Consider the following 24,935-nt stretch of genomic DNA (forward strand, 5'->3'; position numbering starts at 1 on the left):
GCCATGGCGATCACCGGGACGGTGAGCACCAGCGAGACCAGCAGCCGGGTCCGCAGCGAGGCGGTCGGATCCTCCTCCGCTGCCGGTTCGGCGGCCGTCTCCACCTTCGGCGCGGGCAGTGCGGCGGTGTAGCCGGCCTGCTCGACGGTGGCGATCAGCTCGTCGGGGGAGATGTCGCCGGTGAAGTCGACGCGGGCCTTTTCGGTCGCATAGTTCACCGTCGCGGTGACGCCGTCGAGCTTGTTCAGCTTCTTCTCGATGCGGTTGGCGCAAGACGCGCAGGTCATGCCACCGATCACCAATTCGACCTGCCCGGTGGCGGGTGGTTGTGTCGCGGTGGTCATGGGTCGCTCCGTTTCTCTGGTGCTCAGTAAATTGTCGCTCGGTGTGGGATCAGTGGGTCCGGGGGTCGGGTCAGTGACATCGGCGGATCAGCTCGGCTGCCGGTAGCGGCCGGAACACGATAGGCGCCGGCATAGCGGGCTGCCGATCGATTCCGGCCGGGCGAGAGGGCCGGGCTCGTACTGGTTCGGAAACCGGTTCGGGCTGTGCCGGATGGAGGTGCCCGCCGGTTCGCGCCCGAGTGGTCCGCCCGGTGAGCGCCGGTTCGGTGAGCCGGTTGATTCGAGTGGATGGTGTGGTGTTCATGTTCGACTCCCTGCGCGTCAGGTCGGGTCAGTGGCCGTGGCCGGGCTGTTCGGCACCGTGGCCCGCACCGGGTGCAGGAGTTGTCGAGGCGGGCCCTGCTGTCGCGGTGAACTCGGCGGTCCGGACGACTCCCTCGTGCTGGAAGTCCAGGAACAACCGGTAGTCGCCGGCGGTCGGGGCCGTCACGTAGAAGGTGACGCCGGGACCAGCCGCAGTGACGCCGTCGCCGGGTTCGCCTTCAGGGTGAACGTGCAGGTAGGCCAGGTCCGAGGCGCGCAGCGCGACCAGGTGACCATACGCACCGAGGTAGGGCTGCAGGTCGGTGACGGGCTGTCCACCGCGGCTCACCGACAGGGTGACCTTCGAGGCCTGGCCCGGGGTGATCGCGCCGTCCAGCGTGACGGTGTAGTCGCCGACGGTGGTGCTGGTCGCCGGGGCGGGCAGCGGCTGGACGTCGTACTGACCCGCGACCCGAAGGTCCGCGCCGAGGGTCAACGCTTGGCCGCCTTCGGGGGTGAAGTCGGCGTAGACGCGGTAGTCGCCGGCCCGGGAGAGGTTCAGCGGAACACTCCAGGTGCCGTTCGCGTCGAGCTCCGGGTGCACGTGCTGGAACGCGGCCATATCGCGGCGGACCACGATCAGGTGCAGGTCCTTGTCGTGCGAGCGGACATAGCGGGTGACCGGTGCGCCGGTCTCGTCCAGGATGCGGAACCGCAGCTTGGCGTCGGCGGACGTGGTGGTCGTCGCGTTGTCCAGGGCCAGCGTGTAGCCGGCCTCGGTGGCGACCAGCCCGCCCGGCAGCTGCGCGGACCCGGATCCGCCGGTGGTGGCGGATCCGGCCGCGTGGGCGTCGTGCCCGGCCGGTTCGGAGGGTTCCGGACCGACCGCGGCGCCGACGCCGAGAGCGATCCCGAAGACCGCCGCGAGGCCGAGGGCGAATCCGGCGAACTTGGTGGTTGTGTTCATCGGGAGGCTCCGTCTTTCTGGTGAGTTCGTGCTGTGGATTGCTGTGAATGGATTCAGTCGGCCAGTTGGAAACCGGCTGCGGCGACGGCCTGTGCCAGCGCCGTCCGTTCGACGGGTGCGCCGTCGACGGTGACCGTGCCGCTGTCCAGGTCGACGGCGACGTCGGTGACGCCGGGCAGGGCGCCGACCTTGTCGCGGACCTTGTTGACGCAGCAGCCACAGGTCATGCCGGTGACGGTCGCGGTGGTTGTGCTCATCGAGTGCTCTCCTTCTCGGTGACGGACTGTCCGTCGAACTGTTACTACCATACCCCCCTAGGGTAACTTGTCAATCCGCGGCGACGACCTCCTCGCGCGCCGGCGAGCGCATGGTGACAGCGGCGATCCCTGCGCCGGCCAGGGCGATCACGGCGGCTCCGACGAAGGCCGCGGAGAATCCGTTGGTCAGTTCCGGCAGATCACCGAGCTGATCGGCTCCGGATGCGGCGGCGACGGCGGTCATCGCGGCCAGGCCGATGGCCGAGCCCACCTGGTAGCTGACGTTGACGATGCCCGAGGCCAGCCCGCCCTCTTCGGGACGCGCGGCCGAGATGGCGGTACCCAACGAGGGTATGAACGCCAGCGACATGCCGCCCGCGGCCACCAGCGAGGCCGGCAGTACGTCGACCCAGAAGTTGCCGGTCGGGCGCACCAGCGACATGATCGCCAGCCCGATGCCGAGGATCAGCAGACCGGTCACGATCATCGGCTTGGCGCCGAAGCGCTGCATCGCCCGCGGCGCGATCACGACCATGCCGAGCATGATCAGCGTCGTCATCGGCAGCAGCGCCGCGCCCGACGGGAACGCGCTGTAGCCGAGCACCTGCTGCAGGTAGAGGTTCAGGAAGAACCACATCGGCACCCACGCGGCGCCGAGCAGGAGCTGGGCGATGTTCGCGGCGGCCAGGTTCGGTGCGCGGAAGATGCCCAAGCGCATCAGCGGTTCGTTGCTGCGCGACTGCAGGTAGACGAAGCCGGCCAGCAGTGCGGCCGCGGCGGCGAGCACGCCCCAGGTCTGTCCCGAGGCCCAGCCGACCTCCGGTGCCTGCACGATCGCGTAGACCGCCGCGGCCAGACCCGCGGTGACGGTGACGGCACCGAGCACATCCACCGAACCCGAACGTGCGGGTGCTGCGGGCATGAGCAGCGGAACGGCAATCAGCGCGAGGATCGCGATCGGCACATTGATGTAGAAAACCCAAGGCCAGCTGATGTATTCAGTGATCACGCCGCCGAGGAACACACCGGCCGTTCCGCCTGCCGGTGCGGCCGCGCCATAGACGGCAAGGGCCTTGGTGAGTTCCTGCGGGGTCGACCCGAACAGCATCATCAGCAGCGTCAGGGCCGAGGGCGCGATGAGCGCCGCGCCGCCGCCCTGGATTGCCCGGCCGGCCAGCTCGGTCGCCACATTGCCCGCGGCACCGGCGATCACCGATCCGGCCAGCAACACCACCCAGCCCGCCGCGAACACCCGGCGCGCGCCGAGTAGATCCGAGAGCCTGCCACCGAGCAGCAGCAAACCGCCGAACGCGATCACATAGGCGTTGAAGACCCAGGTCAGATTTTCCTGGGAGAACCCGAGTTCGGCCTGCATCTTGGGCAGCGCGATACCGATGATCGAGGTGTCCATGATGACCATGAACTGCGCCGCGGCGATCACCGCCAGCGCCCACCACCGTTTCGTGGTGGATCTGGTCTGCGTAGTCATGAGAAGTCCCTTCCCTTCCGGAAGCCGTATCGACTGCGCAGTACCATACCCCCCTAGGGTATTGATCCGTCAAGACCTGAGCGCGAAGAAATACGCCGGCACCAGGAAGGTGCCGGCGTAGAGGTGTTCTGTTGAGGTGGAAACCGCAGGTTGGGTGGGCTATTTCAGGGCGAGGGGCATGTGCGGGGGCGGCCGTGTTCCGACTTCACGGGTGGGTGGTTACGCGGTTGGAGGTGGCGCGGTGTTGGCGGCAGTGCAATGGTTTGCGGCAGCGCGGTGGGTGGCGGCACCCGGCGGTGGCGGCAGCGCGGTGGGTGGCGGCCTCCGATGGGTGGTGATGGCGCGGTGGGTGGCGGCGGCGCGGTGGGTGGCGGCAGCGCGATGGGTGGAGATGGCGCGGTGGGCGGTGGCGCGATGCGGTCGATCGACTCGCGGTCAGCCGTGTGCGGAGGGCGTCCGCGCGGGCGCCGAGGCGATCACGTCGAGTGCAGGCGCCGCGCGGTCGGGGAGGTCGGCGTGTTCGCCGGGTCGGGCGCCGTACCGAAGAGCCGGTCAGCGGTACCCGAGGTGGTGACGGTGAACCAGTAGTGCTCGTTCTTGTAGTGGTGGTGGCGGTGATTGCGCCAGATCGCCCGGTAGAGCGAATGTTTCGGCTTGTAGTCGGTGTGGATGAGGTAGTGGGTCCACTCGTAGCCGAGGCCGAGTGCGGTGATGGTCAGCAGGAAGGTCAGCCCGAGGCCGAGGCGAGGAAACGCCAGCACGGCGAGCGCGACCAGCACCACCACCAGCACCATAAGCGTCTTCGTCGGGATGAAGATCAGCGGGATATCGCGTGGATCCACATGGTGCTCACGGTGTTTGCGCGCCAACTCGCTGTCGATCGGGATCGGGCCGAGCTTGCGTGGGCGCCAATGCAGCACGGTCACGTGCACGACCCATTCGAAGACCGGGAAGACCGCGAGCATGATCGCTGGGACCAGCGCGTCGGTCGGCTGCCAATCGCCGACGATGATCCGCCCGGTCAGCGCCGCGAGCAGAGTGATGCCGATCAACCAGGGGGAGGGGTGGCGGACGAACTCGCGAGCCGCCGCACCGAGGGTGAGTCCGCGACGCAGCGCGCGTTCGTCACGGCGGACCTTCGCGCGCGCGGTCGCGTCGACCGATGCCGATTCTGAGGGCTGAGCTGTGGTCATGATGATTCCCGGAGCAGTGCTCGATGTCCGTCGAGGACGCTGATCAGAGCGGTGGTCGCCGGCTCGAGCAGTGCTCGCGCCCGCTCGGCGGCCTCCTGCGGCCTGCCCGCTACGACGGCGTCGGCCAGTTCCCGATACCCCGCGACATTGCCCACCTCGGCGGACATGATCGGGGCGAGCGCCGCGAGCGCAGGCTCATACGCGGCCCGCAGCATGTTGTTCATCAGCCGGAACACGATCGAATCGGCCGCGTCGACAATGTGGTCCCAGAACTCCAACGCGATCCGCTGCTGCGCGATCGGATCCGACTCCGCCGCGGCGATCGAATCCACGAGGTCCGACAGGGTTTTCGCCAGATCCGTTGGCCGCGCGAGATCGACCCTGGCGGCCGCAAGCTCGGCCACTTTCGGCCCATTGTGCAGCCGCGCTTCCAGAATGCTGCGCGCCACCGCCGGATCCAGCGCACCCGCCCGCACCAGCAGCCGAGGCAACACCTCCAGCCCGGCCCCGCGCCGATAATCCAGCACCGTCGTCGCATCCCCCTGCCGCACCGCGACCAACCCCGCCGCCGACAACCGCTGCAACGCCTCCCGCACCGCAGGCCGCGACACCCCCAGTCGCTCGGCCAACTGCCGCTCACTCGGCAACGCCGTCCCCGGCGCCAACTCCCCACTCAGCACATCGTCGGCGATCTGCTCGAAAACATCCGCCGACACCGACCGCTTCACCACCGGTTGCAACGCCATACCCCCACTCTGCGCCACACAGGTCAGGAGGTCAAGTGGTCAGACCAATTTGTCAGCGGAGTGTGGCGAGAGGCCTGCGACCAGGACAGGAATGCCCGTCGAGTGGTCGCTGCGATTGCTTGTGAACGCGGCAGCGTAGGCCGGGCGAGCTTCGCTGTTTGTCCAGCGCAGGCTCAGCTCGGGTCGGACCCGCGGATGGCCGAGAGCCAGGTGGCGGTGACGGCGGCGACGCAGGTGGCGGCGGTGAAGGCGGGGATGCCGCCGCCGTCGATATAGATCCAGAACAGGCCGGCGAAGGGGGCCGCGACTACGGATTGTGCGTCGAGTAGGAGACGCCGCAGAGGGGAGGAGGCCGCTCGCGCCTGGGTGTCGCTGTCCGGAGCGGGGCGCGACGGGTTGTCGATCAGGCGGCCCGGCGGTTCGGTGTCGCGTACCCGGCCGGACGGGAAGAGCCGAACCTCGCCCACCCGGATCGACCGTTCACCGAGCTCGGCGGTCGACTCGGTCAGCGTGATCAGCGTCGGATCGAAATACACCGGCAGCCAGCGGGTTCTGCGCCCCTGCGTGAACTCCAGCCACGATCGGCTCACCAGCCGATGCTGCTGACGCACCCGCTTCACCGCCAGCCGCTCCCGCGCCCCGATCCCACTCCCGAGCCACCCCAGCGCCCGGGCTATGCGCACTCCCGAATACCCCACGACCCCCACCGCCACCGCCGCGAGCGCACTGAGCTGGTCCACATCGGCGAACGGCGCCCACGCGGTGATGACCGCGAGGGCGCCGAACGTGACGGTGAGCGGATAGGCCAGGGGATGTTCGCTCCGGCCTGATCCGGGAATCACTTCAGGAAGCCAATTTTCGTGTAGTCGAGAGACGCCAGGCCGGCCGCGCCGAAATTGGCCAGATCCGCACGGACGCCGACGTTGCCCGCCGACTGGAACAGCGGAATCGAGTGCCCTTCCTGCCAGATCTGCTGGTCGACCTGGTTGGCCAGTTCGATAGCTTTGTTCGGGTCCAGCTCGGAGATGGTCTGCTCGATCAGAGCATTCAGTTCGGGCGAGCCGATGCGGCCGTAATTGCCCTGCAGATCCTCCGGGTTGTACGCATAGATCTGGTTGAGGCTGCCGAATGGGAATGGGTCTCCGACCCAGACCCAGAGGGCGACGTCGAAATCGCCGGGCTGAATGACGTCGGTGAAGTAGCCGCGACCGGGCTTGGTCTCGATATTCATCTTGACGCCGATCTGGGCGAGATTCTGTTGCATGATCTGCGCGATCTGCACCCAGGTGTCGTCGTTGTACATCACATTGCGGATTTCGAGTTTACGTCCGTCTTTCTCCCGGACGTCGCCATTGAGCTTCCACCCGAGTTCGTCGAGCTCGCGCGCCGCTGCTTCTGGATCGAACGGCAGGCTGTTGTCCTGATAGCCCTTCTGGCCTTGCAAGTAGATGTGGTTGTTCAGTGGCTTCGGGTCCTCGACCAGACCATTCTGCACCGCTGTCACGATGCCCTGGCGATCGATTCCTTTGGCGATCGCTACCCGAAGTTGCGGGTCCTCGAGAATCGAGCCCGGTGCGCCGTTGAAAGTCATATGGGACCAGCTGTTGCCCGGCGCGCGCCGGATCACGACACCGGGCGTATTCCGGGCGGTCTCCATATCATCTCGGGTCGCCAGGCCCACGGCGTCGAGCTCGTTGTTCGCCAAGGCGGGCACGAGAGCGGTGCTATCGAGCACCGAGAAGGTGATGTTGTCGAGGACGGGCTTGTCGCCCCACCATTTCGGGTTGTGTCCCAGAACGATCCGGCCCTGGCCCCGATCGGTGGACTGCACCATGAACGGGCCTGCGGTCACCTTGATCTCGTCGACGAGGCTGTGATTGAAGGCTTCGGGCGTTGCGGTGACCGATTTCGGGAACAAGAACGAGTTGCCGGCGAACTGCCCACGCCAATCGGCGTAGTGCTGGTTGAAGGTGATGATCGCCTGGCGGTCGTCGACTCCGCGTTCGACCTTCTCCACTCGGTCGAAGCCATTGGTGCTCGCGATCAGGAACGACTTGTCCCTGCCACTGAGAGCGTTCGCCTGCGAGGCGATGTCTTCCCAGGTGATCGGGGTGCCGTCGGACCACACCGCCTTGGGATTGATGGTGTAGACAACGGTCTGCGGGTCGGTCTTGGTCAGCTGAATGTCGGTGAAGTAGTCGGTATTGATCGATACCTCACCGGCGGCATCGATCTTGTAAGCCCGCGGCATCATCGGACGTTCGATGGCTCCGATGTCGTATTCGTTGCCGTCGTTGGACAGCGAGTTCCAATTCGCCGGATACGCGCTGACCGACAGTCGTAGGTTGCCGCCCGGGCGCAGTTCACTCACATCATGGGGGTTGATGTCATTGGTGGTGCCCACCTCGGCGACCGCACCCTCGGGCGCGTCGCTGTCATTCGATGCGCAACCCGCCGCGATCAGGCTGAACGCGAGCAGTGGAACCGCGACTCGTCTGCGCAGCGACCGATTCCTCATGATCTGACCTTCCTGCTCGATCGTGCGTGGTCCGGAAGAATGTGCCCTCATTTCAAGAACCCGATCTTCGTGTAGTCGTAGGAGGCGAGGCCGGGCGCTCCGTAATTGGCGAGGTTCGCGCGGACCGCGACGTTACCCGCCGACTGCACCAGCGGAAGCGAGAATCCGATCTCGAACAGCTTGCGATCGATCTCGTTCGCGATCTGGATGGCCTTCTGGGGATCGAGCTCGGCCAACGCCTTGTCGATGAGGGCGTTGATCTCCGGTGAACCGATTCGGCCGTAATTGCCTTGAAGATCGTTGGGATCGTAGCGGTAGACCTGCGGCAGATTCTTCAGCGCGAAGACATCGCTGGACCACACCCATTGCCCGGCGTCGAAGTCGCCCTTCTGGAACACATCGGTGAACAGTCCCTGCCCTGGCCGCGTGTCGATGACGAGTTCGACGCCGATCTGCGCGAGGTTCTGCTGGATTATCTGTGCGATCTGCACCCAGCTCTGCGCGTTGTACATGACATCGCGAATGGTGAGACGCCTGCCGTCCTTCTCCCGGAACTCACCGTTGAGCTTCCAACCCAGCGCGTCCAGTTCTCGTGCCGCGGCTTCCGGATCGAACGGCAGGCTGTTGTCCTGATAGCCCGTCTGCCCCTGGATGTAGACGTGGTTGTTGAGTGGTTCGGGATTCGCCACGAGACCGTTCTGCATGGCGACGGCAATACCCTTGCGGTCGATAGCCTTCGATATCGCGACGCGCACTCGCGGGTCTTCCAGAATCGAGCCCGGTGCGCCGTTGAATGTCAGATGCGACCAGCTGTTGCCCGGCGCCCGCCGGATCTCCACCCCAGAAGTGCTCTGCGCGGTGCGCATATCGTCGATACTGGCGATACCGACCGCGTCGATCTCATTGTTCTGCAAGGCCGGGATCACCGCTTCGCTCGCCAGCACGGTGAAGGTGATGGTGTCGAGCTTGGGTGTGGCGCCCCACCATTTCGGGTTACGGCCGAGCACGACCCGGCCCTGGGCCTTGTCCAAGGACTGGATGATGAACGGGCCTGCGGAAAGGCCGAGACCGTCGAGCTGACTCTTGTTGAAGGCTTCGGGCGTGCTGGTCACCGAGGCGGGCAACAGGAACGCCTCGCCGGCGAACTGGCCCTGCCAATCGGCGTAGTGCTCCTTGAAGGTGATGATCGCTTGGCGGTCGTCGACACCGCGCTCCACCTTCTCGACCCGGTCGAAACCAAAGGTCATCTTGATCAGGTATTCCGGGTTCGCCCCGCTCAGCGCTGCGGCCTGAGAGCGCATGTCCTCCCAGGTAATCGGCGTCCCGTCGGACCAGACGGCCTCTGGGTTGATGGTGTAGACGACCCGCTGCGGATCGGTGTCGGTGAGTTCGACACTGGTGAAGTAGTCGGCATTGACCGACAGCTCACCCGAAGCGCTGGTGTGGAACGCGCGGGGCATCATGGGACGTTCGACCGCGCTGACTTCGCCGTCGGAGTCGATATGCAGCGCGTTCCACTGCTCAGGAAACGAACTCAACGCCAGCCGCAGATTTCCACCCTCGCGCAGCTCGGAGACGTCCCGTGGGTTGATGTCGTTGGAGGTGCCGAGCGCGGCGACATCTGCGCCGGGCGCCGGATCATCCGCACTCGAGCATCCGGACAAGACCAGACCGGTCGCGACGGCCGCGACGACCACACGTATACCGAGGGAGCGGATCCGCACGGCAAACCTCCTAACGGCTCACGACGGGCTCGGGCACCGCGTCGATCAGTGACCGGGTGTACTCGTGTTCAGGGTTGCCGAAGATCTGTTCCGCCGGTCCGGATTCGACGATCTTGCCGCGGTACATGACCGCGATGTCGTGGGCCAGGTTGCGGACCACCGACAGGTCGTGGGAGACGAATAGGTAGGACAGGCCGTGTTCGGTTTGCAGGTCGCGCAGCAGGTTGAGGACGCCGGCCTGGATGGAGACGTCGAGGGAGGAGACCGGTTCGTCGAGGACGAGCAGTTCCGGGTCGAGGGCGAGCGCGCGGGCGATGCTGATGCGTTGTTTCTGGCCGCCGGAGAAGTCGGCGGGATAGCGGTCGGCGTGTTCGGGGCGCAGGCCGACCTGCTCGAGCAGTTGCGGTACCCGGCGGGTGATTTCGGCGCGCGGGCGGCCGTCGATGCGCAGTGGTTCGGCGATGGCGTCGTGGATGGGCAGGCGCGGATCGAGGGAGGCGGTGGGGTCCTGGAAGACGATCTGCATCTTGCGGCGGATCTCGCGTTTACGGGCCTTGGTCAGGGACGCGACGTCGTTGCCGAGGATTTCGATGCGGCCTGCTTCGGGGCGCACCAGGTCGAGGATCTGGGTGAGCGTGGTGGATTTCCCGGAACCGGATTCGCCCACCAGTGCCAGGGTGCGGCCCTTGCGGACTTCGAAGCTGATGCCGTCGACGGCGCGCACTTCGCCCTTGCGGCGGCGAAACACCACACCCGAGGTGATCGGGAAGGTCTTCACCAGGTCGGTCACCCGCAGCACCACGTCGGGTTCGGTGTCGGCCACCTGCTCGGGTTCGGTGATCTCGCGGCGATAGGCCTCGAACAGCTCCGCCGAACCCACTTCCGAGGTGCGGATGCAGGCCGCGGAATGCCCGGGGCCGGTGCGTTCCAGCGGTGGTTCGGCGGCGCGGCAGTCGTCGATGGAGATGGGGCAGCGCGGCGCGAACGAGCAGCCGGGCGGCAGGGCGTGCATGGCGGGTGGTGCGCCGACGATGGGGATCAGCGGGACGCGCGCGGGGCCGTCCATGCGGGGGATGGAGCCCAGCAGACCCACCGTGTACGGCATCCGGGGGGTGGTGAACAGCGCTGTGGTGGCGGCGGTTTCGACGATCTTGCCCGCGTACATGACCGCGACCCGGTCGGCGAGGGTGGCCGCGATGCCCATGTCGTGGGTGATCATGATGACGCCGGCACCGGTGATGTCGCGGGCCTTGCGCAGCAGGTTCAGGATCTGCTTCTGCACGGTGACGTCGAGCGCGGTCGTCGGTTCGTCGCAGATGATCAGCGCCGGATCGTTGGCGATCGCCATCGCGATCACCACTCGCTGGCGCATACCGCCGGAGAACTCGTGCGGGAACGCTTTCGCGCGCACTTCCGGGTCGGGAATACCCACCAGATCGAGTAGTTCGACGGCCCGTTTCGCGGCGTCGGCCTTGCTCATCGAGCCGTGCGCCAGCAGCGCCTCGGCGATCTGATCGCCCACCCGGTACACCGGCGTCAACGCCGAAAGCGGATCTTGGAAGACCATGCTGATCGAGCTACCGCGCAGCTTGGACAGCTGTTTGTCGCCGAGCCCGAGCAACTCACGCCCGCGCAGCCGGATCGAGCCGTTGACCCTGGCCTGTTCGGGCAGCAGCCCCATCACCGCCAGTGACGACACCGACTTGCCCGAACCGGACTCGCCGACGATCGCCAGCACTTCCCGATCGTTGACGGTGTAGCTGACCCCGCGCACGGCATCGACTCGGCCCTCCTCGCTGGGGAAGGAGACCCGCAGGTCGGTCACCTCGAGCAGCGGTGCGGTGGAGGACTTCTCCGGTGGGGTCCGCTCGACAGTAGTGGTATCGGTGCTCATGGTTTCACCTTCACCTTCCGCGACCGGGCCCGCTTGGCGCTCGGGTCGAACGCGTCGCGCAGTCCGTCGCCCACCAGATTCGCGCACAACACGGTGATGATCAGCAGGCCGCCGGCGAACAGGAACAGCCACGGGTAGGTCAGCGCGGACTTGGTGCCGGAGGCGATCAGCGAGCCGAGCGAGACATCCGGCGGCTGCACACCGAAACCGAGGAAGCTGAGCCCGGTCTCGGCCATGATCGAGGCGCCGACGGTGAGCGTGGTGTCGATGATCAGGATCGAGGCGATGTTCGGCACGATATGGCTGAGGATCACCGTCCGGGTGGGTGCGCCCATATAGCGTGCGGCGCGGACGAATTCGCGCTCGCGCAGGCTCAACGTCAGCCCGCGCACGATCCGCGCGCTGATCATCCAGCCGAACAGCGCGAGCAGCAGGATCAGCAGCAGGATCGAGCCGCTGCCCTTGGTGCGCGGTGCGAACAGGGCGATGATGATGAAGCTGGGCACCACGAGCAGCAGATCGACGAACCACATGATGGCCCGGTCGGTCCAGCCGCCGAGCAGTCCGGCGACGGTACCGGCCAGCGCGGCGATGGTGGTGGAGATGATCGCCACGCAGAAACCGATGATCAGCGATTTCTGGAGCCCGCGCAGCGTCTGCGCGAGCACGTCCTGGCCGATCTGGGTAGTGCCGAACGGGTGCTCCGGGCTCGGCGGTTTCAGCAGCGCGGTGTAATCGAGCTGCTGGTAGTCGTAGGGCAGGAACGGCGGCAACGCGAAGCTGACGATGAACAGCAGCACCAGGATGATCGCGCCGGCCACGGCGGGCTTGTTGCGCAGGAAACGGCGCCATACCAGCTTGCGACGTCCGGAAGCGGCGACCTCGGGCGCGCCCTGAACGATGATCTCGGCTTCGGTCACGCTGCCCCCATGGTGGGATTCCCGGGCCCTACGTGGTTACGCAAGCTGCCTCCTTCGGGCCTGACGCTCATCCCACACGCACCCTGGGATCGAGAATCGCGTACACGATGTCGGACAGCAATCCCGACACCAGCACCACCAGGCCCGCGAACGCCGTCACCGTGACCACGACGTACAGGTCCTGGGCATTGATCGAATCGACCAGCCATTCACCCACGCCGTGCCAGCCGAAGATCTTCTCGGTGAAGGTGGCGCCGGTGATGAGGCCGCCGAGGCTGTAGGCGAACAGCGTGGCCATCGGGATCAGCGCGGTGCGCAGGCCGTGTTTGTAGAGGGCCTTGCTGCGGGTCAGGCCCTTGGCGCGGGCGGTGCGGATGAAATCGCTTTGCAGCACGTCGAGCATGGCGTTGCGCTGGTAGCGGCTGTAGCCGGCCATTCCGCCGAGGGCAAGCGTCAGCGTTGGCAGCACCAGATGCTGGAGCCGGTCGACCAGCTGCGCGCCGAACCCTTCGATCGTGCCGGCCGAGGTTTCGCCGGTATAGAGGAAGATCTGCTGGCCGGTCATCGAGTTGATCTCCAGCGCACCGTATTTCAGCAGCGTCGCGAGCAGGAAGACCGGTGTGGACAGAATCAGCAGCGACACGATCGTGGTGAAGTAGTCGCTGAATTTGTACTGCCGGATCGCCCCGGCGGCACCGATCAGCACGCCGAGCACGGTGCCGACGATCGACCCGATGATCAGCAGCCGCAGCGAGACCGCCACGCGCCGCGGCAATTCCTCGCTCACCGGCTGCCCGGCGAGGGTAGTGCCGAAATCTCCTTGCGGGATGCCTTTGATCCAGGTGAGATAGCGCTGCGGGATCGGCTCGTCCAGGTGCAGTTCCTCGGCCTTGGCGTCGATCACCGATTGCGGCGGCCGCGGATTGCGCTGTTCCAGGCTGTCGAGCGGGCGAAAGGTCAGTGACGCCAGGCTGAACGTGAGGAATGACGCCAGCAGCAACAGCACGACATAGTTGAGCGCACGTCGTAGCAAAAAGCCGGTCATCGGTCCCCTCGAGTCCAGGTGTAGCCCCCGATCATAGGGAGCCACCGGCCACCGCGCGCGCCCGACGGGCAACCAGCGTGTTCATCTTTCGGCAAACTCGGATACCGGCTGCCGGGCAACCCCTCGGCGTGCCGGGTGGGCGGCGCGGCGGCGCGCGCGGAAAGACAGCACAATGGAATGGGTGACCCGTGTGCAGCTGCCGAAGCCGGAACTCGTCGCCTCCGATGTGGACGGCACCCTCATCGACCCCGAGGAGCGGGTGACCGCGCGGACCAAAGCCGCGGTCGGCGCCGTGGTCGCCGACGGCGTGCCGTTCGTACTGGCGACCGGGCGTCCGCCGCGCTGGATCGGCCCGGTGGTGGACGGGCTCGGCTTCGCGCCGCTGTGTGTCTGCGGCAATGGCGCGGTGATCTACGACAGCGCCGCCGACCGGGTGCTCACCAGCCGGACCCTCGATATCGAGACCCTTGGCTGGATCGCCGACCTCGCCGAGGAGGTGCTGCCAGGGTGTGGCCTGGCGGCCGAGCGGGTCGGTGCCAGCGCCCACGACGCGGTGACGCCGCAATTCGTCAGCTCGCCCGAATACGAACACGCCTGGCTCAATCCGGACGACACCGCGGTCGCCCGGCACGAAGTGATCGATGCACCGGCGATCAAGATGCTGATCCGGCTACCGGGAGCCCGCAGCGGCGACATGCTCGCCGCGCTCGCCCCGATGGTCGGCGACCGGGCCGATATCACCTACTCCACCGACCACGGCCTGATCGAACTGTCCGCACCGGGCGTCACCAAGGCCTCCGGCCTGGTCACCGTCGCCGAACGGCTCGGTGTGGACCCGGCCGCCGCCATCGCCTTCGGCGATATGCCCAACGACATCCCGATGCTCACCCTCGCCGGTCGCGGCGTCGCCATGGCCAACGCCCATCCCGACGCACTCGCCGCGGCGAACGAAGTGACCACGACGAACGCCGAGGATGGCGTGGCACGGGTGTTGGAGCGATGGTGGGTGTGAGCGTTGTTCGCGCTCTCAGCCGCGGCGGCAGCCGGATGCAGCAGGCCCGTGGTGAGCCTGTGCGCCGGTGACATCAGACCCTGTTGGGAGGCGTCGAATCGTCGGCGCAGGCGGGGTGGTGAACGAGTCCCGGCCCGCCCTGTCTTCATGCGTTGCTGCTGGACCGGTCGATGGTCTTGCGGTGAGCTCCCGCTGGGTTGACTCGACGAACCCCGGGCCGTCTCGACCTGAACTGCTCGGAGCAGTCGGGCAAGGTGGCGCCGGGGTTCGATGAGTTCTGGTCAGCGGATCTGCCGCGCCGGTCGGGGACCGGCGCAAGTTCTGCGAGCTACGGAGCCGGGACCGGCGTCTCCGGAACGGGAGCCGGTGCCGGTGGAGTCGGCGAAGGTACTGCCTCCGGAGCCGGGACAGGTGCTTCGGATCCCGGCGCGGTTCCCGGCGCCGGTGCTTGGGCGTCAGCCGGTGCCGGGGCCGGTGCTTGCGGGTCCGTCGGTGCGGGAGCCGGTGCCTGTCCCTCCGCCGGAGCGGGTGCCGGGACCTGCGCATCCGCGGGAGCCGGCAGCTGACCTCCGGCTGGTGCGGGAGCCGGCGTGGCCGCCGGAGCCTGCCCATCGCCCGGCGTCGGCGCGGTGGAACCCGGTGCCGACACCTGATCCGGCCGGTTCATTTCCTCCTGATAGGTGTCGTTGTAGGTCTTCCATACCGTGGTGACGATGCCGGTGACCTGGTTCAAGATCAGCGAACCGTATTGGAAGTCCTCGCGCAGACCGTCCGGGACGGGGTAGGAGTTGCCCAGCGGCAGGCCGAGCACACCGGCGTCGGCACCGAGTTCCAGGAAGCGGTCGAGGATCTTGCCGACCACCTCGATGGCCTGCCCGTCGGGCGTCGAATACACATACCCGTTGACGAATTTGGCGTACTGCTGGCCCTGCGCGGCGGGCAGCGGCTCGGAGGCGGCCTGACCGAGCGGGCCGTCCGGTCCGCCCTTGGACGCCCAGTATTTGGCGATGATGTTGTCGTTGACCATCGTCAGCAGCTTGGCCGTCAGATTGGCCAGCGCGGCCACATCGGACTGCACCTGCCGCGTCGGCGGTGTGCTGCCCGAGGCGCCGGGCGCGCCCGCGGCGATATCGCGGATCCGGTCCATCTGCGCGTAGGCGGCGTCACCGGGGCAGCTGGTGTTGCCGACGTCGCGATGGGCGAACACGATCGGCAGCCGAACCTCTTCACCCTGCGCGTACGGGGTGAACTCGGTGCCCTCGGAGTACATGGTGGTGTAGCCCTTCGGGTCGAGCCCGGCGATCTTGGTGCGCCAGCCGACGAACCGCCCGACCGAATTGATCATCGGCGTCGACGGCGTCTCGGACTCGTAGTTGCCCATCATCGCCACGCCGGCGGTGTTCTCGTTGAACCCGCCCGCGTGCGCACCCTGCACCGGCTTGTCGAGCCCGCCGTAACGGCCCTCGAAGATCTGGCCGTATTTGTCGACGAGCGCGTGGTAGCCGATGTCGCACCAGCCGAGGGTCTGGGCGTGGTAGGTGTAGATCGCGCGGACGATGCCCGCGGATTCGGCCTTGCTGTAGTCGTTGCGGCCGGCGGTGTGATGCACCGTGACACCGCCGAGGCCGTCGTCGTAGGTGGGGGAGTCGCAGCGGATGGATTCGTCTGCGCCCCATTGGTTCCGGGTGATCACCGTCGGCCCGCCGCCGGGCAGTGCGGCGGCGACGTCGTTGAGCGCGCCGTCGATGGCGCCGCGGCCCGGATCGATCAGCACCGCTTTGAGTTCGGGTTGGGGCTGGTCGACGGGCGCGGCGGCGGGCGTCGGCTGGATCGGGGCACCGTGATCCTGCGGCGCGGGGGCCGGTGCGGGTTTGCGCGTCACCAGCACCTGTACGGCGGTGGTGTTGCCGACGTAGATGGGCTCGGTTCCTTCGGTGCCGCTCGGCGCGGCGTTGTCGGCGGCTCCGGTGTCGATCGGCTCGGTCTCGTACCAGGGCCCCCAGGTGCCGTCGGGCTGCTTGGCCCGGATCATCGCCTTGGTGTTGAGCAGGTCCTCGGCGGTGAGGGCGACGACGCTGAACGGCGTGTCGCGGGAAAGTTCTTTGACTTGCGCGCCCACCTCCGACATCAGCTCCGGCGGCACCGCACCCGGGGCGAGGGCGGGGGTGTTCGGGTCGGTGCCGAGGGCGGGGTCGGCGATGAATTGCGCACCGGTGGGCATGCGTCCGGGGACGGTCCGGATCTGCGGCGCCGAGGGTTGGCCGGCGTCGAACTGGGGTAAGGGAATTTCGCTGGGTAATTGAATGCCGGGCGGTAGCGGAAGTCCAGGCGGCACCGGAACCGAGGCGGGCAGTGGAATCTTGCGCAAATCGGAAAGGCGCAGGTCGGGCAGGTTCAGGCCGGTCAATTCGCGCAGTGGCAGCACGATATCGGGTGCGGAATTCAGCACCACTTCGGCCAGCTGCGCGGGGACGGCGGCGAGCTGGGTTTCGTTGGCGGTGCGGTAGTCCGAATCGCTGGGCACGAGGGCGGCCAGCGGGGCCGCTACCGCAAGTGTTGTGACAACCGGGAGCACGTAGGAACGTTTCGGTTTGCGGTAGGGCACGAGCTTCTCCCATCGGGTCGAACCGGTGATCCGAGTGCATCAGTGCTTGCGTCGAGATGTCCCAAGGATCACACTAGTCACAAATTTCACATCTCTAAACCTCTTGTTGAGGATTATGTGTGCTCGAATGTAGCTCTCGGATCGTGGCCGGTCTAAACGACATGCCGACAGGCACTCCAACCCTGTCCGGTCCTTGGAAACCAAGGGGAGTGAACGGATGCCGCAACGACACGACAGCGCTCGCGCGGAATTCGCGCTACGCGCAAAGAACGCGCTGGCAGCGCCGCATTTACCGCAGTCGATGCGCAGGCGCCGCGGCAGGCGGAGCTCGTTGCTGGTCGTCGGCGCGACCGCCCTGCTCGTCGCCGGCCCACTGGTGCTGTGGACCGGCGACGACGTGTATAGACCGCTTGCCGGTCCAGGCCACGGCCGTGGCATGAGCCAGCACGGTGCGCTGAAGAGTGCCCAAGACGGCTGGACGGCCGAACGCATCCTCGGGCACTACTATCCGGGCGCCGCCCTCGGCGCCGTCGGCCCGACCACCCTCGCTGTCCGGTTGATGGCGCAGGACGACTCGACCCTGGACGCCTACGCCGAGGCCGGCGCGCGGGTGGCGGGCCGGATCATCGGGCCAGGCGAGGTCGCCCACCTCACCGCTCTACCCGATGGTGGCGCGAACGTCGTGGTCACGACCGGCTGCGACGGCGAAGTGCTGTGGCAGACCTCGACCGCGGACCCGTGGATCTACCCGGTGGACCCCGCGCCGGGCCGCCCGGCCACCGAGCACCTGACTTTGTGCGGCGGCGGTGCGTACCGCGGCTCGCTCGGTGTGGCCACCGAGGACGGCGCGGCGCGCACGGTGAACCGGGTCGACGTGGAGGATTACCTGCTCGGCGTCATCCCGGCCGAAGTGCAGGCCAACTGGGCCGACAAAGGTGCCGCCGAAGCCCTGCGCGCCCAAGCCATCGCCGCCCGCTCCTACGCCCTGGCCGAGACCCGCTACCCGTACGCGCAGACCTGTGACACCACCGACTGCCAGGTCTATCCCGGCACGGTGAAGGAAGATCCGCGCACCGCAGAAGCCGTCGCCTCGACGGCGGGCATGGTGTTGCTGCGCGACGGGCATGTCCTGCGGTCGGAGTACTCCGCCGCGCCCGATGGTGGGCAGCCTGCCGACATCCAGACCTTCGAAGTCGGGCCGACGCCTGCCGAATTGAGCGTCGGTGCACCCCCGGCCGGCCCGGCGCCGCGGACCAGGACCTCCGATACCGAATCCCCGATCGACGCCGAATACGCCAGGATCGGCGGGGCGGAGAGCTCGGTGGGCGAGCCCATCGGCCCGGAGATGATTCTGCCGGAGAACGCGGGACTGTACCGGCTGTACAGCAACGGCGTCATCATCTACACGCCGACGCTCGGCGCGCAGGTGGTGGACTTCACGACGTTACTCGAGCTGGTTCCCGGCCTGGCCGACTCCGCGCCAGGTAGTGCTGAGCCGGAGGCCTCTGGTTCGCCGGACGGTGGTGCTGTTCCCGGCTCCACGCCTGGAGCGACGCCAGGAGACCCGGCGGCTCCGGGAACGCCGGGCGCGCCGGCTTCCGGAGCGCCCACCGCGCCAGGTGATCCGGTGGGCGCTTCGGTTCCGTCCGAGGTCCAGCGAACCCCGGCCGCTGGGACCCCCGAAATCCAACCGCCCGAGGCCGCCGTCTGGGCGGAGCTGCCCACGGAAGCCGATGTATTCGGCGTTCCCCGAGTTCAGGGCGGCGCTTGACCATTACCCCGACGTGCTGGACGGGTCCCGCGTGCTGGTGACGGCTGCCCGTCCGGCCGTATCCGGGTGAGCGCCGGACCGGTTCCCTGAGACCACGGCTGTGCCGGTGATCCGGTCAGCGCGGTCGGTTTCCGACCGCCGTCGGCGCCCTCGAAAGGCGTGCTGCAATGCGGCTTGACCTTGACGTAACGTCAACTTGCATGCTGGTTGCACCGCCTCGACAGGGAAGGAGTTCAGGTCATGGTCGCGGGCACCCGAACCGGTGAATGGTCCATCCAGGATCTGGCCAAGGCAGCCGGTACCACCAGCCGCACGCTGCGCCATTACGGCGAGCTGGGGCTGTTGCCGCCGAGCCGGATCGGGACCAACGGGTACCGCTATTACGACCAGGACTCCCTCGTGCGGCTGCAACGCATCCTGCTGCTGCGAGAGCTCGGCCTCGGCCTGCCGGTCATCGCCGACGTACTCGCGGGCGAACAGGACACCACCGCTGCACTGCACACGCACCTGGAACTGCTTCGGCAGGAACAGGATCGGATCCGGCGTCGGATCGAGTCGGTGAACTCCACGCTGCGCAAAATGGAAAGAGGTGAAAAGCTCGTGGCAGCAGAAGTTTTCGACGGGTTCGACCACACCCAGTACAAGGACGAGGTCATCGAGCGGTGGGGCAAGGAAGCCTACGAGAGCGGTGACCGATGGTGGCGTTCGCTGAGCGAGGCCGACAAGCAGGCCTTCCAGCAGACCCAGCTCGATATCGCCGCCGACTTCGGCCGGGCGCACGCGGCCGGTCTGGACGCCGGAAGCGACGAGGTGCAGGCCATCACCCAGCGCCACTACGAGTGGCTGACCGGCGGCTACCAGGGCAAGCGCCCCGGCGCGGATCATTTCGCCGGGCTCGGCGAGATGTACGTCGCCGACCCGCGTTTCGGTCAGAACTACGACCGGCACGGCGAGGGCACCGCCGAGTTCGTCCGCGACGCCATGCGGATCTACGCCGACCGTAACCTCCGCTAGATACGGGGCGGCCGGATACGCTCCGGTGCCGCCGGTTTCGACGACGCCCGCACGGGGAACCTCCCGCGTGCGGGCGTCTTCGGCTCGCTCGCTGTCGGGACCGCGCGGTAGAGTTCCGGCGACATCGAGAGGGGGGGAAGTCCCATGAGCTATCCCTATGGTCACCCGGGTCAGGGTCAGCCCGGTTACCCAGCGCCGCACGGTTACGGGCCGCCGCCCGGCTACGGCGCGCCGCCGGCTTATGCGCAGCCGCCGGGGTACGGCTATCCGCCACACCCGCCGCAGCCGCCGCAGCAACAGGCAAGCGGTGGAACGGGAATCACCGCCGGCATTCTCGCCATGATCTGCGGTGCGCTCTACGTCTGGGGCGTCATCCGGGCGGTGCAGTTGTCCAATCAACTGGGCGCCCCAGTGGTGAGCGGTGCCCGCCGACGCGGCGGTGGCGGCAGCAGCTCCCGCAGCGACGTCGACATCGACCTCGATTTCTCCCAGAACACCGCCGACATCATGCTGTGGCTGACCGGCCTCATCGCCTTCCTGATGCTGCTCGGCGGCCTATTGCTGGTGTGCCGCACCAAGTTCGGCCGCGTCACCGTCATCATCGCCGCCGTGCTCGCCCTGATCAACATCGCCTGGGCGATCAGCATCATCGGCACCATGGTCGGCCAGATGTTCCTCGACCTGGCCCTGGTGGTAGCCGTCCTCATCCTCGCTTCCCTCAGCGCTACCGGCCGCTGGATCCGCGCCCCGCGCACCCCGGCCGTCGCCGCGGCCCCGATGTACGGGCAGTACCCCTACCGGTAGCCGAGCCGGCACGGCGGAGACCGGACCGGCCTGCCGGCGCCGCGCATCGTCCGGTGAACCGAGAACGTCCATCCGGCGGAACGGCAGGGTGCGGCTACCAGCGTGGCCGCATCGACCAGCGCCTCGGCCACCGATTCGTCGGCCACCGCTTTGCCGGCGCCTCGGTCTCCGGTTCGGCGGTGTCGGTGCAGCCTCGCCCGTCCATGTGCAGCCTGATCGCGCGGTCAGATCGATGAGCCGCCCGCCCTGTCGCCCGGACCGCAGCGCATCGTCCCGGCGATCGCACCCGCCATCGTGATCGGGGGCGTTTCACCGCGGTCTTCGCGGTAGTCGCGCTCGGCCGGAACCGATGGGCCCAACCCGGCGGCTGCCCCCCGCCGACCGCTCGGACGGTGCCTCCGCGCAGGTGACGAGCACCCGAAACCGGTGGCAGAACGGCTGCCGGGGCCGCACGCTGTGACTCGACCCGGACCTCACGGCGAAGTCCGATACTCTGGGCTCCCGTGACCGTCGCATCGTCCCCCGGTAACTCCGCGTCCTCCGATTCCACCTTCGACCTGATCGTGGTCGGCTCCGGCTTCTTCGGGCTGACCGTTGCCGAACGCACCGCCACGCTGCTGGGTAAGCGGGTGCTGGTGCTCGACCGTCGTCACCACATCGGCGGTAACGCCTACTCGGAGCCGGATCCGGAGACCGGGATCGAGGTGCACAAGTACGGTGCGCACCTGTTCCACACCTCGAACAAGCGGGTCTGGGATTACGTCACCCAGTTCACCGAGTTCACCAACTATCAGCACCGCGTATTCGCGATGCACAAGGGGCAGGCCTACCAGTTCCCGATGGGGCTCGGCCTGATCTCGCAGTTCTTCGGACGCTACTTCACCCCGGACGAGGCCAAGGCGCTGATCGCCGAGCAGTCCGCCGAGATCGACACCGCCGATGCGCAGAACCTCGAGGAGAAGGCGATCTCGCTGATCGGACGCCCGCTCTACGAGGCGTTCATCCGTGACTACACCGCCAAGCAGTGGCAGACCGACCCGAAGGAACTGCCCGCGGGCAATATCACCCGGCTGCCGGTCCGCTACACCTTCGACAACCGCTACTTCAACGACACCTACGAGGGTCTGCCCGCCGAGGGCTACACCAAGTGGCTGGAGAACATGGCGGCCTCGGAGCTGATCGAGGTGCGGCTGAACACCGACTGGTTCGACGTGCGCGACGAGATCCGGGCGGCGAACCCGGACGCGCCGGTCGTCTACACCGGACCGCTGGACCGCTACTTCGACTACGCCGAGGGCGAGCTGGGCTGGCGCACCATCGACTTCGAGACCGAGGTCCTGCCCACCGGCGACTACCAGGGCACCTCGGTGATGAACTACAACGACGCGGACGTGCCCTACACCCGCATCATCGAGCCACGCCACTTCCATCCGGAGCGGGACTACCCGGAAGACAAGACCGTCATCATGCGCGAGTTCTCCCGCTTCGCGCAGACCGGCGACGAGCCGTACTACCCGATCAACACGCCGGAGGACCGCGCCAAGCTGCTGGCCTACCGTGAGCGCGCCAAGAACGAAACCGCAACGGCCAAGGTGCTTTTCGGCGGCCGTCTGGGCACCTACCAGTACCTGGACATGCATATGGCCATCGGGAGCGCGCTGAGCATGTTCGACAATGTGCTCAGGCCGCATCTGGAATCGGGCGCGCCGCTGGCCGACAGCGAGCAGGCGTAGGTGCGCAGGCCCCGAATCCACGCCGCGACCACAGGGAACGAATGACCTCGCAACCGATTCTGGAAGAGATGACGACCGAGACCCGAGCCAAGGCGCTGCTGCAACGCATCATCCTGCCGCGGCCGGGCGAACCGCTGGACGTGCGGACCCTCTACCTGGAGGAATCGCCCACCAACGCCCGGCGCGCGCACGCACCGACCCGCACCTCGCTGTCGGTGGGCGCGGAGTCGGAGGTGTCGTTCTGCACCTACTTCAACGCGCTGCCCGCCAGCTATTGGCGTCGCTGGAGCATCCTGAGCTCGGTGGTGTTGCGGCTGGAGCTGGCCGGGCACGGCCGGGTCGACGTCTACCGTTCCAAGGCCGACGGTTCCCGCATCCACGTGCAGGGCCGGGAATTCGCGGTCGAACCGGGCACCGATTCGGTGTTCGTGGAGTTCGAGACCGAGCTGGCCCCGTTCGAGGACGGCGGCTGGATCTGGTTCGACATCACCACCGACACCGCGGTCACCCTGCTGGCAGGCGGCTGGTACGCCCCGGTCGAGGCGCCCGGAGACGGCAGCATCGCGGTCGGCATGCCGACGTTCAACCGCCCGACCGACGCGGTGAAGACCCTCGAGGCGCTCGGCTCGGATCCGCTGGTGCTCGACCAGATGAAGGCCGTGATCATCCCCGATCAGGGCAACCGCAAGGTCGTCGACGAACCGGGCTTCGCCGAGGCCGCCGCGGTGCTCGGCGACCGGCTGGCCATCCACGATCAGCCCAACCTCGGTGGTTCCGGCGGTTACAGCCGGGTCATGTACGAGGCGCTGAAGACCACCGACGCGCAGTACATCGTCTACATGGACGACGACATCGAGATCGAACCCGATTCGATCCTGCGCGCGCTGGCCTTCGCCCGGTTCGCGAAATCGCCGATCCTGGTCGGCGGGCAGATGCTCAACCTGCAGGAACGCTCGCATCTGCACACCATGGGCGAGGTCGTCGACCGCGGCATCTTCATGTGGACCGCGGCGCCGAACGTCGAATACGACCACGATTTCTCCAAGTACCCGCTGCGCGACCGGGACAACTCCAAGCTGCTGCACCGGCGCATCGACGTCGATTTCAACGGCTGGTGGACCTGCGTCATCCCGCGTCAGGTGGCCGAGGAACTCGGTCAGCCGCTGCCGCTGTTCCTGAAATGGGACGACGTCGAGTACGGCCTGCGCGCCCGCGCGGCCGGCTACCCGACGGTCACGCTGCCGGGCGCGGCGGTCTGGCATATGGCGTGGAGCGACAAGGACGACGCCATCGACTGGCAGGCCTACTTCCACCTGCGTAACCGCCTCGTGGTCGCCTCGCTGCACCTGCCGGGCGACGGCAAGCCGATGGTGGTGAACACGATCAAGGCCACCCTCAAGCATCTGCTGTGCCTCGAGTACTCCACGGTCGCGATCCAGAACGAGGCGATCCGCGATTTCCTCGCCGGTCCCGAGGGCCTGTTCGATCTGCTGCCGAGCGCGCTGGGCAAGGTGCACGCGATGCGCAAGGAGTACCCGGACGCGGTGGTGCTGCCGTCGTCGACGGAGCTGCCGATGGCCAGCCACCACAGCGTGGGCGCGGTCGGTGAGCCGGGCAATCCGCTGGCCAAGGTGGCGCGCCTGGCCAAGGGCGTGGTGCACAACTTCCGCAAGGTCGATCCGGCCAACCACGAGACCCCGCAGTTGAACGTGCCGACACTGGACGCCCGCTGGTTCCTGCTGTCGCAGGTCGACGGCGTCACCGTGACCACGGCCGACGGTCGCGGCGTCGTCTACCGCAAGCGCGATCCGCGCAAGGCGGCCGAGCTGCTCAGGGAAGCGCTGCGGCTGCGCAAGGAACTCACCGCCCGTTTCCCGGAGATGCAGCAGCGCTACCGCGCCGCCCATGCCGAGCTGACCAGTGCGGCGGCCTGGGAGAAGACCTTCGGTGTCAGTCAGAACGGAACCGAGAAGTGAACGCGATGAATCCGAGCCTGCCCCTGGTCGACCCGGCCGACGAGGGTTGCGGCGGCGCCTGCGCGTGCAGCGGCGAATATGTCGAGGTCCCGCGCGAGGTGGCGATCATCAACGCCGTGCAGGGCACCATCGGCGCCAACCCCACCGTGGTCTCCGCGGCCCGGGCGATGTCGCACTTCGGTGAGCACGCCCTCGGCTGGGTCGGCATCGCCGCCGCGGGCTGGCTGGTCGACAAGCCGCGCCGCAGGCAGTGGGCCGGGGTCGCGGTCGGCGCGGTCGGCGCGCACGCGGCCTCCATCGTGATCAAGCGGGTGGTCCGCCGTCCGCGCCCGAACGACCCATCGGTGCAGGTCAACGTGTCGACGCCGAGCAAACTCAGCTTCCCGTCCTCGCATGCGACCTCCACCGCCGCCGCTGCGGTGTTGCTCGGCAGATTGACCGGGCTACCCTTGCCAGCGGTGCTCGTCCCGCCGATGGTGTTGTCCCGGGTCGTGCTCGGGGTGCATTACCCCTCGGACGTGCTCGCCGGTTCCGCGCTCGGTGCGGCGTCGGCTGCCGCGTTGATCGGTACCGAGAAGCGATTGGCTTCGCGACGGGCGCGTAAACATGACCACTGAAGA

The 24,935-nt window shown here is 67.5% G+C and carries 20 protein-coding genes; 7 read left to right on the forward strand and 13 right to left on the reverse strand.

Annotated elements, in window-relative coordinates; genetic code table 11:
• The 12 genes from RJ05_RS00660 to RJ05_RS00715 form a co-directional block, all read right to left on the reverse strand.
• Window positions 1-344 (reverse strand): cation transporter (locus RJ05_RS00660; protein WP_036531695.1); only part of this gene is annotated, 344 nt, incomplete at its 3' end.
• A gap of 331 nt (window positions 345-675) precedes the next feature.
• Complete coding sequence (locus RJ05_RS00665) at window positions 676-1,614, reverse strand: DUF8832 domain-containing protein (RefSeq protein ID WP_036531697.1); 939 nt, start codon at window positions 1,612-1,614, stop codon at window positions 676-678.
• A gap of 53 nt (window positions 1,615-1,667) precedes the next feature.
• A complete protein-coding gene (locus tag RJ05_RS00670; RefSeq protein WP_036531699.1) occupies window positions 1,668-1,871 on the reverse strand; it encodes a heavy-metal-associated domain-containing protein in 204 nt (67 codons plus the stop codon).
• 70 nt (window positions 1,872-1,941) lie between these two features.
• Window positions 1,942-3,360, reverse strand: a complete 1,419-nt coding sequence (locus tag RJ05_RS00675) for an MFS transporter (protein WP_036531702.1) — start codon at window positions 3,358-3,360, stop codon at window positions 1,942-1,944.
• A 476-nt stretch (window positions 3,361-3,836) separates the two neighbouring features.
• On the reverse strand, window positions 3,837-4,553 hold the full coding sequence (locus RJ05_RS00680) for a sterol desaturase family protein (protein WP_085996139.1): 717 nt from the start codon (window positions 4,551-4,553) through the stop codon (window positions 3,837-3,839).
• A complete protein-coding gene (locus tag RJ05_RS00685; protein ID WP_036531704.1) occupies window positions 4,550-5,299 on the reverse strand; it encodes a FadR/GntR family transcriptional regulator in 750 nt (249 codons plus the stop codon). The genes RJ05_RS00680 and RJ05_RS00685 overlap by 4 nt, the downstream gene beginning before the upstream one ends.
• Before the next feature lie 173 nt (window positions 5,300-5,472).
• Window positions 5,473-6,141 carry a hypothetical protein gene (locus RJ05_RS00690; RefSeq protein ID WP_249040559.1) on the reverse strand — a complete coding sequence of 223 codons (669 nt, stop codon included), beginning with the start codon at window positions 6,139-6,141 and terminating at the stop codon, window positions 5,473-5,475.
• Window positions 6,138-7,817 carry an ABC transporter family substrate-binding protein gene (locus RJ05_RS00695; protein ID WP_036531706.1) on the reverse strand — a complete coding sequence of 560 codons (1,680 nt, stop codon included), beginning with the start codon at window positions 7,815-7,817 and terminating at the stop codon, window positions 6,138-6,140. The genes RJ05_RS00690 and RJ05_RS00695 overlap by 4 nt, the downstream gene beginning before the upstream one ends.
• Window positions 7,818-7,864: 47 nt before the next feature.
• Window positions 7,865-9,541, reverse strand: coding sequence for an ABC transporter family substrate-binding protein (locus RJ05_RS00700; protein ID WP_036531711.1), 1,677 nt, complete (start codon window positions 9,539-9,541; stop codon window positions 7,865-7,867).
• Between the two features lie 10 nt (window positions 9,542-9,551).
• Window positions 9,552-11,435 carry an ABC transporter ATP-binding protein gene (locus tag RJ05_RS00705; protein WP_051016022.1) on the reverse strand — a complete coding sequence of 628 codons (1,884 nt, stop codon included), beginning with the start codon at window positions 11,433-11,435 and terminating at the stop codon, window positions 9,552-9,554.
• Window positions 11,432-12,355, reverse strand: coding sequence for an ABC transporter permease (locus RJ05_RS00710; protein ID WP_036531712.1), 924 nt, complete (start codon window positions 12,353-12,355; stop codon window positions 11,432-11,434). The genes RJ05_RS00705 and RJ05_RS00710 overlap by 4 nt, the downstream gene beginning before the upstream one ends.
• A gap of 67 nt (window positions 12,356-12,422) precedes the next feature.
• Window positions 12,423-13,400: an ABC transporter permease gene (locus RJ05_RS00715; protein ID WP_036531713.1), complete on the reverse strand. Its 978-nt coding sequence runs from the start codon at window positions 13,398-13,400 to the stop codon at window positions 12,423-12,425.
• Between the two features lie 172 nt (window positions 13,401-13,572).
• Between RJ05_RS00715 and RJ05_RS00720 the strand changes: the two genes are divergently transcribed.
• Window positions 13,573-14,412: a Cof-type HAD-IIB family hydrolase gene (locus RJ05_RS00720; protein WP_036531714.1), complete on the forward strand. Its 840-nt coding sequence runs from the start codon at window positions 13,573-13,575 to the stop codon at window positions 14,410-14,412.
• A 328-nt stretch (window positions 14,413-14,740) separates the two neighbouring features.
• Here RJ05_RS00720 and RJ05_RS00725 read toward each other — a convergent pair whose 3' ends face one another.
• Window positions 14,741-17,017, reverse strand: coding sequence for an N-acetylmuramoyl-L-alanine amidase (locus RJ05_RS00725; RefSeq protein WP_036531716.1), 2,277 nt, complete (start codon window positions 17,015-17,017; stop codon window positions 14,741-14,743).
• 217 nt (window positions 17,018-17,234) lie between these two features.
• Between RJ05_RS00725 and RJ05_RS00730 the strand changes: the two genes are divergently transcribed.
• The 6 genes from RJ05_RS00730 to RJ05_RS00755 all read left to right on the forward strand — a co-directional run bounded on the left by RJ05_RS00730 (window position 17,235) and on the right by RJ05_RS00755 (window position 24,932).
• Window positions 17,235-18,788: a SpoIID/LytB domain-containing protein gene (locus tag RJ05_RS00730; RefSeq protein ID WP_228829018.1), complete on the forward strand. Its 1,554-nt coding sequence runs from the start codon at window positions 17,235-17,237 to the stop codon at window positions 18,786-18,788.
• Between the two features lie 240 nt (window positions 18,789-19,028).
• Complete coding sequence (locus RJ05_RS00735) at window positions 19,029-19,802, forward strand: MerR family transcriptional regulator (protein ID WP_036531717.1); 774 nt, start codon at window positions 19,029-19,031, stop codon at window positions 19,800-19,802.
• A gap of 144 nt (window positions 19,803-19,946) precedes the next feature.
• Complete coding sequence (locus tag RJ05_RS29150) at window positions 19,947-20,606, forward strand: hypothetical protein (RefSeq protein ID WP_051016027.1); 660 nt, start codon at window positions 19,947-19,949, stop codon at window positions 20,604-20,606.
• A gap of 503 nt (window positions 20,607-21,109) precedes the next feature.
• Window positions 21,110-22,339 carry a UDP-galactopyranose mutase gene (glf, locus tag RJ05_RS00745; protein WP_036531718.1) on the forward strand — a complete coding sequence of 410 codons (1,230 nt, stop codon included), beginning with the start codon at window positions 21,110-21,112 and terminating at the stop codon, window positions 22,337-22,339.
• Window positions 22,340-22,380: 41 nt separating this feature from the next.
• Window positions 22,381-24,315, forward strand: a complete 1,935-nt coding sequence (locus RJ05_RS00750; protein WP_036531722.1) for a glycosyltransferase — start codon at window positions 22,381-22,383, stop codon at window positions 24,313-24,315.
• Between the two features lie 5 nt (window positions 24,316-24,320).
• Entirely contained in the window at window positions 24,321-24,932 is a 612-nt protein-coding gene (locus RJ05_RS00755) for a phosphatase PAP2 family protein (protein WP_228790044.1), read from the forward strand.
• Window positions 24,933-24,935: the final 3 nt, after the last annotated feature.

The sequence above is a fragment of the Nocardia cyriacigeorgica NBRC 100375 genome, assembly GCF_000308555.1.
In the GTDB taxonomy this organism is placed as follows: Bacteria; Actinomycetota; Actinomycetes; order Mycobacteriales; family Mycobacteriaceae; genus Nocardia; species Nocardia cyriacigeorgica.

What these genes read in the sequence shown, in the direction of transcription:
- RJ05_RS00665 (WP_036531697.1), bottom strand. Translation starts at nt 1,614, where the DNA reads ATGAACACAACCACCAAGTTCGCCGGATTCGCCCTCGGCCTCGCGGCG.
- RJ05_RS00670 (WP_036531699.1), bottom strand. Translation starts at nt 1,871, where the DNA reads ATGAGCACAACCACCGCGACCGTCACCGGCATGACCTGTGGCTGCTGC.
- RJ05_RS00675 (WP_036531702.1), bottom strand. Translation starts at nt 3,360, where the DNA reads ATGACTACGCAGACCAGATCCACCACGAAACGGTGGTGGGCGCTGGCG.
- RJ05_RS00680 (WP_085996139.1), bottom strand. Translation starts at nt 4,553, where the DNA reads ATGACCACAGCTCAGCCCTCAGAATCGGCATCGGTCGACGCGACCGCG.
- RJ05_RS00685 (WP_036531704.1), bottom strand. Translation starts at nt 5,299, where the DNA reads ATGGCGTTGCAACCGGTGGTGAAGCGGTCGGTGTCGGCGGATGTTTTC.
- RJ05_RS00695 (WP_036531706.1), bottom strand. Translation starts at nt 7,817, where the DNA reads ATGAGGAATCGGTCGCTGCGCAGACGAGTCGCGGTTCCACTGCTCGCG.
- RJ05_RS00705 (WP_051016022.1), bottom strand. Translation starts at nt 11,435, where the DNA reads ATGAGCACCGATACCACTACTGTCGAGCGGACCCCACCGGAGAAGTCC.
- RJ05_RS00715 (WP_036531713.1), bottom strand. Translation starts at nt 13,400, where the DNA reads ATGACCGGCTTTTTGCTACGACGTGCGCTCAACTATGTCGTGCTGTTG.
- RJ05_RS00720 (WP_036531714.1), top strand. Translation starts at nt 13,573, where the DNA reads ATGGAATGGGTGACCCGTGTGCAGCTGCCGAAGCCGGAACTCGTCGCC.
- RJ05_RS00730 (WP_228829018.1), top strand. Translation starts at nt 17,235, where the DNA reads ATGCCGCAACGACACGACAGCGCTCGCGCGGAATTCGCGCTACGCGCA.
- RJ05_RS00735 (WP_036531717.1), top strand. Translation starts at nt 19,029, where the DNA reads ATGGTCGCGGGCACCCGAACCGGTGAATGGTCCATCCAGGATCTGGCC.
- RJ05_RS29150 (WP_051016027.1), top strand. Translation starts at nt 19,947, where the DNA reads ATGAGCTATCCCTATGGTCACCCGGGTCAGGGTCAGCCCGGTTACCCA.
- RJ05_RS00750 (WP_036531722.1), top strand. Translation starts at nt 22,381, where the DNA reads ATGACCTCGCAACCGATTCTGGAAGAGATGACGACCGAGACCCGAGCC.
- RJ05_RS00755 (WP_228790044.1), top strand. Translation starts at nt 24,321, where the DNA reads ATGAATCCGAGCCTGCCCCTGGTCGACCCGGCCGACGAGGGTTGCGGC.